Origin of the sequence: Pseudonocardia sp. (assembly GCF_050246655.1) — a bacterium.
In the GTDB taxonomy this organism is placed as follows: domain Bacteria; phylum Actinomycetota; class Actinomycetes; order Mycobacteriales; family Pseudonocardiaceae; genus Pseudonocardia.
Window position 1 is genome coordinate 1 of sequence record NZ_JBFWVQ010000173.1, and the last position, 8,395, is coordinate 8,395.

Genomic DNA, 8,395 nt, shown 5'->3' on the forward strand with positions numbered 1-8,395 from the left:
AGCGGCTCCAGCAGCTGCCCGCCGACAAGGTCGGCCCGCTCGCCCGGTACGCCGCGGCGATCCAGAGCCAGCGCGGCGACTACAACGGCAAGGTGCTCTCGATCCGCGCCGAGGACCTCCGCTCGCTGGCGATCATCTACGACACCTCCCCCGGCGAGCTCACCGACCAGCTCATCGACTGGGGCGTGCTGCCGCCGGACGCGCGCCCCGCAGGCCGGGACTGAACCCGCGCCCCACCGTGTCCGATCGGGCCCGTCCCGCTCGTCGTCGTGGTAGGAGGTGAGCCGTCACCTCCCCGACCCGAGGAGACACCCGTGCACTACCTGGTCCTGCTCTACGGCGACGAGAAGACCGCGGCCGAGCCCGGCACGCCGGAGTTCGACGCCGAGCTGGCGGCCTACACCGCCTTCGACGAGCACGCCGGGGGCGCGATCCGCGGCGGTGCGGCGCTGCACCTCACCGAGCGGGCCCGCACCATCCGCCACGACGGTGGTGCGGACGGGGCCGTCACGATCACCGACGGCCCGTTCGCCGAGACCACCGAGGCGCTCGGCGGCTACTACGTCCTCGAAGCCGACGACCTCGACGCCGTGATCGCGCTGGTGCGCCGCATCCCGGCGACCACGGACACCCACGGGGGCTCCGAGATCCGGCCGATGGTGGCGTCGGAGACGCTGCGGTCCGAGGGTGAGATGCTCCCGGACCTCTGGCTGGCCACGCTGTACGGGCCGGGGCGCCCCGACGAGGCCGCCCACGCGGAGTTCGTCGAGGCCCACCGGGACCGGCTGGTCCGCATCGGCGTCGTCCACCCCACTACCAGCGCGACGACGGTGCGGACGCGCGGGGGCGAACTCGTCGTCGCGGACGGGCCGTTCGACCCGGACATCGCGGTCACCGGCGGCCTCTACGTCGTGCAGGGCACGCCCGAGGAGGCCGAGGCGCTCGCCCGGGCCATCCCCCTCCCCGACGGGGGCGCCGTCGAGCTGCGGCCGATCGTGAACCTCGCGGACCTGGGCATGTGAACGGCGACGGCGCGGCGGCCACCGCCGACGCGGTGGCCGCCGCCTTCCGGACCGAGGCGGGCGCGGCGGTCGCCACCGTTGCCCGGCTCACCGGTGACGTCGGCCGGGCCGAGGACGCCGTCCAGGAGGCCTTCGCCGTCGCACTGGCGCGCTGGCCGGTCGACGGCGTGCCCGACCGGCCGGGGGCCTGGATCACGACCACGGCGCGCAACCGGGCACTCGACGTCCTGCGCCGGGAGGCGGGGCGGCCGGCCCGCGAGGCGGAGTCGGCGCGGGCCGCGCTCGCCGCACTGGAGGGCACCCCGCCGGTCCTGCACCCCGTCCTCGACGACCAGCTGCGGCTGCTGTTCACGTGCTGCCATCCCGCGCTCGCCCGGGAGGTCCACGTCGAGCTCGCCCTGCGGCTGGTGTGCGGGCTGCGGGTCCCCGAGATCGCCCGCGCGCTGTTGCGGGGCGACGAGGCGGTCGCGCGGCGGATCCACCGGGCCAAGACCAAGATCCGTGACGCCCGGATCCCGCTGCGGGTACCGCCGCCGGAGCTGCTCGCCGAGCGGCTGCCGTCGGTCCTGGACTGCGTGTACCTCACCTACACCGAGGGCTACGCCGCGACCGCGGGCGACGACCTCATCCGCCACGACCTCTGCGACGAGGCCGTCCGCCTGGCCCGGCTGGTCGTCGAGCTGGCGCCGGGCCGGCCCGGGGCCGAGGCGCTGCTCGCCCTGCTCCTGCTGCAGGACGCCCGGCGCCCGGCGCGCCTGGACGCCGGCGGCGACGTCGTCGTGCTCGCCGACCAGGACCGGACGCGCTGGGACGCCGCCCGCATCGCCGAGGGAATGCGGTGGCTGGACCGGGCGAGCTCCCACTCCGAGGTCACCGCGGCCGACGCCGCCTACCTGTACCAGGCCGCGGTGGCGGGCGAGCACTCGACGGCGCCGACCTGGCAGGCCACGGACTGGCCCGCGATCGTCGTCCTCTACGACCGGCTGGCCGCGCTGACCTCCTCGCCCGCCGTCCTGCTCAACCGGGCGGTGGCGGTGGCCCACGCCGACGGGCCGGCGAGCGCCCTGCCGCTGCTGGCGGCCCTCGCCGACGATCCCCGCCTGGCCGGATCCCACCGGCTGGCGCTGGCCCTGGCGGAGGTCCACCGCAGGCTGGGGGCCGTGGACGCCGCCCGGGCGGCCTACGCCGAGGCCGAGCGGCGCGCCCCGACCGGCCCCGAGCGACGCCACGCCGCCCGGATGCGGGCGTCGCTCCCGTGACGTCGGCGCCCTCCGGGTCCGGCCGGAACGGCCGAGCGGAACGTCAGCGGGCTGTCGGCAGGCGGACACCCCGCTGACGTCACGCTCGCGCGTCGCGCCGGGCGCCGACCGACCCGCCACCCGACCGTCCGGGCGACCGCCGAGATCCTCGCGGACGTCCCGGTGAACGGTTGTCGGCCGGCGCCGCACGCGCCTAGTGTCGGGTTCGTGCCGTTCATCCCGCTCGCGCGTCGGCTCCCGCTCGCGTGTCGGCGCTGCGTCGACCTGATGCGGGTGCACGCCTCCGGCTGTCCGGGCTGAGCCCGCATCCCGCCTCCCGGCACCGTCCCGGGAGGCCCCCGCCGCGCCGGAACGCCGCCCGTGCGCGCGCCGATCCCGCAGCATCCATCCCGTGAGGAGACCGCATGCCCGCGACCCTGCCCCCGCTCGTGTCCGCCGACGAGCTCGCCGCCGCCCTCGCCGACAGCGCCGAGATCGTCGTCCTCGACGCCACCACCCGCCTCGCCGTGACCACCGAGGGCGAGCCCTACACCGTCAGCCCCGACCAGGACGGGTACCTGGCCGAGCACGTGCCCGGAGCCGTGTTCGCCGACGTTCCGAACGCCCTCTCCGACCCCGGCGGCCGGTTCGCCCTCACCCTGCCGAGCCCGCAGCGGTTCGCCGAGGCCGCGGGCCGGCTCGGGATCGGCGACGACACCCACGTCGTCGTCTACGACACCGCCAACAACGCCTGGGCCACCCGGGTGTGGTGGCTGCTGCGGGTGTTCGGCCACGACGCGGTGTCCGTCCTCGACGGCGGGCTCGCCGCGTGGAAGGCCGCCGGGCACCTCGTCGAGTCCGGATCCGTGGCGCCGCGACCCGCCACGTTCACCGCCCGCCCACGGCCCGAGCTGGTGGCCGACACCGAGGAGGTCCGGAAGCTGAGCGAGGAGGGCGGCGTCGTGGTGAACACGCTGGACCCGGCGACCTACCGCGGCGAGGTCGAGGTCTCGCCCTACTCGCGGCGCGGGCGCATCCCGGGCAGCACGAACCTGCCGTTCTTCACGCTGCTCGACCCGGCGACCGGCCGCTTCCTCGACCGACCCGCCCTCGGTGCGGCGCTGGAGGAGGCCGGGCTGCTGACCGGCGACCGGACCGTCACCTACTGCGGCGGCGGTGTCGCGGCCACCCTCCCGGCGTTCGCGGCCTACGTCGTCGACGGCACGGAGCTCGCGGTGTACGACGGCTCGCTGTCGGAATGGACGGCCGACGCGGCGCTGCCGGTCGAGATCGGGTGAGCGTTCAGTAGATCGGGACGCCCACGTCGAGGCCGAGCCGGATGCGGCCCGCCGGTTCGAGCATCATCGTGGCGAGCAGGCCGTGCTGCGCGGCGACCATGCCGTCGCGGAACGCCCGCTCCAGGCGGCTGCCGACGTAGAGCGACGACGAGCTGCCCAGCACGTACGCGCGGGTGAGGACGTCGCGGGAGGTCTGTGCGGCGTGGCACATCGCCGCCCGGATCGCGCCGCGCAGCGCCGGGGTCACCGAGCCGTCCGGGCCGCCCGCCCCCTCGCGGACGGCCTCGTCGATCTCGGCCGCGCAGGTGCGCAGCAGCAGGCTCGCGGCGCCGCGTCCGCACCCGCGATCGCGGCCTGGGCGTGCGCCCGGTGCGCGAGCGTCGCCCCGTTGTCGGTCGGCTTGCCCGTGGCGAGTTCCACCAGCGCGTCCAGCCCCGCACGGGCGATGCCGAGCACGACGGTGGCGCAGCCCGTCGAGGCGATCGAGTTGCTGCCGGTGCCGCGCATGCCGGTGACCTGCCAGGTGTCGAGCACGCCGACCGCCGACCGCGGCAGGAAGAACACCCGCACGTCGAGCGCGGGCTCGGCGAGCGCGAACAGGGCCACCCAGTCCGCGGAGTCGATGCCGCTCACCAGGTCCCACCGGCCGGTGAGCGCGTACCCGCCGTCGACCGGGGCGGCGCGGCCGGTGGGGCGGGCCGAGTTGACGACCACCGGGTCGGCCCGCTGACCGGGCTCACCGCCCCAGACACGGTCGGCCCCGGCCTCGGGCAGCAGCAGCACCGCCGCGAAGCCCGTACGGAGCAGCGCGTCCTGGACGCGGCCGAGGAGATGATCGGCGAGGGTGTGTTCCACCGGGCGAGCGTCGCCGAGCTCGCCCGACGCGCCGGGGTGGCCCGCGCGACCGTGTTCGGGCGCTTCGGCTCCAAGCTGGGCGTCCTCGAGGCCCTCGCCACCCGCTGCGCGGGCGGGCCGGAGATGCGGGGTATCCGCGAGGCGATCGTCGTCGACGAGCCGCGCGCCGCCGTCACGGCCGTCGTGCGGGCCTCGTGCGTGCTCTGGGAGCGGCAGGGACACATCCTGCTCACGCTCAAGGCCGTCACGGAGCTGGAGCCCGGTGCGGTGGCGCTCGTCGACGACCAGCGCGCCGATCAGCGCACGTCGCTCGAAGGCCTCGTGGCGAGGCTCGACGCGGCGGAGGAGCTGCGCGCCGGCCTCACCCCGCACGCCGCCACCGCCGCGCTGCACATGACCACGAGCGTGGAGTCGTTCGTGGAGCTGCGCACCCACGGCGAGCTGTCGTTCGACACCACCGTCGAGGTGCTCACCGGGCTCGCGACGAGCCTGCTGCGCTGACCCATCAGCGGGCGGCGCGCAGCTGGTCGGCGATGTCGGCGATCCCGCCGAGCACACCGTTGAGGAACCGCGGCGAGTCATCCGTGGACAGCGTGCGGGCCAGCTCCACGGCCTCGGTGATCGCCACCGGGTCGTCGATCTCGTCCACCCACAGCAGCTCGAACACCCCGATCCGCAGCAGCATGCGGTCGACCGCCGGCATCCGCGCCACCGTCCAGCCCTCGGAGTGCTCCGCGAGCAGCTGGTCGATGCGCGCCTGATGGGCCACGACCCCCTCGACGAGGAGTGCGGCGTAGTCCGAGACGGGCGGCGCGTCGTCGGTCTCGCGGCGCTGGGCGAGCACCGCGAGCGGATCCTCGCCGCGCGCCTCGGACTCGAAGAGGATGTCCAGCGCGCGCTTGCGTGCCCTCGTGCGCGCTCTGATCATCAGCCCGACACGCGGCCCAGGTAGCGACCGTCGCGGGTGTCCACCTTGACCTTCGTGCCCGTCTCGACGAACAGCGGCACCTGGATCTCCGCGCCCGTCTCCAGGGTGGCGGGCTTGGTCCCGCCGGTCGAGCGGTCGCCCTGCAGGCCCGGGTCGGTGTGGCTGATCACCAGCTCGACCGACGCGGGCAGCTCGACGTAGAGCGGCACGCCCTCGTGGGAGGCCACCATCGCGACCTGGTTCTCCAGCAGGTAGTCCGCGGCGCCGCCGACCGTGGCCTCCGGGATCGGGATCTGGTCGTAGGTGTCGCCGTCCATGAAGACGAAGTCCGTGCCGTCCCGGTAGAGGAACGTCATGTCGCGGCGGTCGACGGTGGCCGTGTCGACCTTCGTGCCCGCGTTGAACGTCTTGTCCACGACCTTGCCGGTGAGCACGTTCTTGAGCGTCGTCCGCACGAAAGCGCCGCCCTTCCCAGGCTTGACGTGCTGGAACTCCGTGACCGACCACAGCTGGCCGTCGAGGTTGAGCACCAGACCGTTCTTCAGGTCGTTCGTGGTCGCCACGCGTGGATCTCCTGGTTCGAGAGTGCGGGCGCGGGCCCGTGCCGGGAGCGCGCCTGGGGTTCGGCCGGAGGGCGGCGGCCGATCAGGCGGCACCGCCGTGGTGCGGTCCAGGGTACCGGTCGGGCCCCGGCGGCCGAGGGCGGCTTCCCGGCCGCCGCCTCGGGCTCACCCAGGGCTCCGTCGGTGCTGCCTCACAGCTCCAGCAGCTCCCGCGTGGTGCGGCTCAGCGCCTCGGCCGTCCCGCCCGTCACGAGCAGCGTGTCCTCGATCCGGACGCCGCCGACGCCCTCCAGGTACACCCCGGGCTCGACCGTCACGGTCATGCCCGCGGCCAGCGTGCCCGACCCCGCGGGCCCGAGACCCGGTGCCTCGTGGATGCGCAGGCCGACCCCGTGCCCCAACCCGTGCGGGAAGTTCTCACCCTCCCCCGCCGCGACCACGACGTCGCGCGCGGCCGCGTCCACGGCGACGACGTCCGCGCCGGGCCGCAGGGCCGCGCACCCGGCCACCTGCGCGGCCGCGACCAGCTCGTACAGCTCCCGCTGCCATCCCGCCGCGGGGCCGAGCACGACCGTGCGGGTCATGTCGGAGTGGTAGCCCTCCACGAGGGCACCGAAGTCGAGGGTGACCAGATCGCCGCGTCGCAGCGCCGCACCCGACGGCCGGTGGTGCGGGATCGCGGCGTTCGCACCCGCCGCCACGATCGACTCGAACGCCGGGGCAGCGGCACCGAGGGCGCGCATCCGGGCCTCCAGGTCCAGCGCCACCTCCCGCTCGGTGCGCCCGGGCCGCACGCCGTCCGCGGCGACGAGGTCGGCGAACGCCTCGTCCGCGACGGCGCAGGCGCGGCGCAGCGTGGCGACCTCGTCGGCGTCCTTCACCTCGCGCAGGCGCTGCACGAGGCCGGGCGCCCGAAGCAGCGCCGTCGGCCCGCCCGCGCGGTCGAGCTCGTCGACCAGCACGGAGTGGGCGTCGACCGTCACCGCGTCCGACTCGAAGCCCAGCCGCCCCACACCTCGCCCGGCCGCCGTCGTCACGAGCGTCCTGGCGCCGGCGCGGTCGATCACGGCCGGCAGGTCCGGTGCCTCGGCCGCCGCCTGGAGGGTGTACCTGCCGTCCGTGCAGAACACGTCCCGGCCGTCCGCCGCGACGAGCAGGCAGGCGTTCGAACCCGTGAACCCGGTGAGGTAGCGGACGTTCACCAGGTCCGTGACGAGCAGCGCGTCCACCTCGCCCTGCTCGCCCGGATCGGCGAGCAGGGCGCGCAGGGCGTCGCGTCGGGCCCGGTGGGTTGTCCTGGAGGGCATGCCCCGAGCCTAGGGCGGGGGCGGCGCCTTCTCATCGGGCTTCTCACCAGCCTTGTGGTCGGGCTCTTCATCGGCGATCCAGCGCAGCGCGAGCTCGTATCCGCGCAGCCCCAGACCGACGATCACCCCGTTCGCGACACCGCTGATGTAGGAGTGGTGGCGGAACTCCTCACGCTTGTGCACGTTGCTGATGTGCACCTCCACCAGCGGCGCGGTGAGCTGCGCGCACGCGTCGCGCACCGCCACCGAGGTGTGCGTCCACGCGCCGGCGTTGAGCACCACGGGCACGCCGTCGTCCGCCGCGGTGTGCAGCCAGCCGATCAGCTCGCCCTCGAGGTCGGTCTGGCGCACCTCGACGGCGAGGCCCAGCTCCGCTCCGGTGCGTTCGCACCGCTCGACCAGCTCGGCATAGGTACCGAACCCGTACATCGTCGGCTCCCGCTTGCCGAGCCTGCCCAGGTTCGGCCCGTTGAGGACGAGGACGGGCCTGCTCACGCCGTACCTCTGCCGATCACCGCGGCGTACGCGCGCTCCAGCAGCTCCGGTTCCGGCGCCTCCAGCCGCCCGGGCTTCGCCAGCCCGTCCAGCACGACGAACCGCAGCTTGCCCGAGCGCGCCTTCTTGTCCCCGTGCATCGCCTCCACCAGCTCGGCCAGCGCACCCGCCTCGTAGGTGACGGGCAGCCCGAGCGACTCCAGCACGGCCCGGTGGCGGTCCGCGGTGGTGCCGTCCAGACGCCCCGCCGCGCGTGCCAGCTCAGCGGCGAAGACCAGCCCGACGCTCACAGCCGCCCCGTGGCGCCAGCGGTACTCCTCGCGGCGCTCGATCGCGTGGCCGAGGGTGTGTCCGTAGTTGAGGACCTCCCGCAGGTGCGACTCCCGCAGGTCCGCGGACACGACGTCCGCCTTCACCTGGATCGCCCGGCGCACCAGCTCCGGCAGCGCCTCCCCCGCCGGATCCAGCGCCGCCGCCGGTCCCGCCTCGACGAGGTCGAGGATCACCGGATCGGCGATGAACCCCACCTTCACGACCTCGGCCATCCCCGCGGCCAGCTCCGGGCCGGGCAGCGTGTCCAGCGTGGCGAGATCGACCAGCACCGCCGACGGCTCGTAGAACGCGCCCACGAGGTTCTTGCCCGCCCCGGTGTTGATGCCGGTCTTGCCGCCGACGGCGGCGTCCACCAT

At 75.1% G+C, this 8,395-nt stretch carries 11 protein-coding genes and 1 pseudogene; 5 read left to right on the top strand and 7 right to left on the bottom strand.

Annotation, left to right across the window (positions count from 1 at the left end):
* The 4 genes and pseudogenes from AB7J25_RS28970 to AB7J25_RS28985 form a co-directional block, all read left to right on the top strand.
* Positions 1 to 224, top strand: a pseudogene (locus tag AB7J25_RS28970) (transcriptional regulator); the annotation flags it as partial.
* Between the two features lie 90 nt (positions 225 to 314).
* Positions 315 to 1,022, top strand: coding sequence for a YciI family protein (locus AB7J25_RS28975; protein WP_428514263.1), 708 nt, complete (start codon positions 315 to 317; stop codon positions 1,020 to 1,022).
* Entirely contained in the window at positions 1,019 to 2,281 is a 1,263-nt protein-coding gene (locus AB7J25_RS28980; protein ID WP_428514265.1) for an RNA polymerase sigma factor, read from the top strand. Before AB7J25_RS28975 ends, AB7J25_RS28980 begins: the two co-directional genes overlap by 4 nt.
* A 404-nt stretch (positions 2,282 to 2,685) precedes the next feature.
* Positions 2,686 to 3,558, top strand: coding sequence for a sulfurtransferase (locus tag AB7J25_RS28985; RefSeq protein WP_428514267.1), 873 nt, complete (start codon positions 2,686 to 2,688; stop codon positions 3,556 to 3,558).
* Positions 3,559 to 3,562: 4 nt separating this feature from the next.
* Here AB7J25_RS28985 and AB7J25_RS28990 read toward each other — a convergent pair whose 3' ends face one another.
* Together AB7J25_RS28990 and AB7J25_RS28995 are read right to left on the bottom strand one after the other, a co-directional pair.
* Positions 3,563 to 3,877, bottom strand: a complete 315-nt coding sequence (locus AB7J25_RS28990; protein WP_428514279.1) for a hypothetical protein — start codon at positions 3,875 to 3,877, stop codon at positions 3,563 to 3,565.
* Positions 3,802 to 4,413: a hypothetical protein gene (locus AB7J25_RS28995; protein ID WP_428514282.1), complete on the bottom strand. Its 612-nt coding sequence runs from the start codon at positions 4,411 to 4,413 to the stop codon at positions 3,802 to 3,804. The genes AB7J25_RS28990 and AB7J25_RS28995 overlap by 76 nt, the downstream gene beginning before the upstream one ends.
* Between AB7J25_RS28995 and AB7J25_RS29000 the strand changes: the two genes are divergently transcribed.
* On the top strand, positions 4,390 to 4,914 hold the full coding sequence (locus AB7J25_RS29000; protein WP_428514269.1) for a TetR/AcrR family transcriptional regulator: 525 nt from the start codon (positions 4,390 to 4,392) through the stop codon (positions 4,912 to 4,914). The two genes, AB7J25_RS28995 and AB7J25_RS29000, sit on opposite strands and share 24 nt — an antisense overlap.
* Before the next feature lie 4 nt (positions 4,915 to 4,918).
* On the opposite strand, the gene nusB is transcribed toward AB7J25_RS29000, so the two are convergent.
* From nusB to AB7J25_RS29025, 5 genes are all read right to left on the bottom strand, one after another.
* Positions 4,919 to 5,338: a transcription antitermination factor NusB gene (gene nusB, locus AB7J25_RS29005; protein ID WP_428514280.1), complete on the bottom strand. Its 420-nt coding sequence runs from the start codon at positions 5,336 to 5,338 to the stop codon at positions 4,919 to 4,921.
* A gap of 2 nt (positions 5,339 to 5,340) precedes the next feature.
* Positions 5,341 to 5,904, bottom strand: coding sequence for an elongation factor P (efp, locus tag AB7J25_RS29010; RefSeq protein ID WP_428514271.1), 564 nt, complete (start codon positions 5,902 to 5,904; stop codon positions 5,341 to 5,343).
* A 191-nt stretch (positions 5,905 to 6,095) separates the two neighbouring features.
* Positions 6,096 to 7,211: a M24 family metallopeptidase gene (locus AB7J25_RS29015; protein ID WP_428514273.1), complete on the bottom strand. Its 1,116-nt coding sequence runs from the start codon at positions 7,209 to 7,211 to the stop codon at positions 6,096 to 6,098.
* 9 nt (positions 7,212 to 7,220) lie between these two features.
* Positions 7,221 to 7,706 carry a type II 3-dehydroquinate dehydratase gene (aroQ, locus tag AB7J25_RS29020; RefSeq protein WP_428514275.1) on the bottom strand — a complete coding sequence of 162 codons (486 nt, stop codon included), beginning with the start codon at positions 7,704 to 7,706 and terminating at the stop codon, positions 7,221 to 7,223.
* Positions 7,703 to 8,395, bottom strand: a 693-nt coding sequence (locus tag AB7J25_RS29025) for a 3-dehydroquinate synthase family protein (RefSeq protein ID WP_428514277.1), incomplete at its 5' end; no start/stop codon positions are given. The genes aroQ and AB7J25_RS29025, both read right to left, overlap by 4 nt.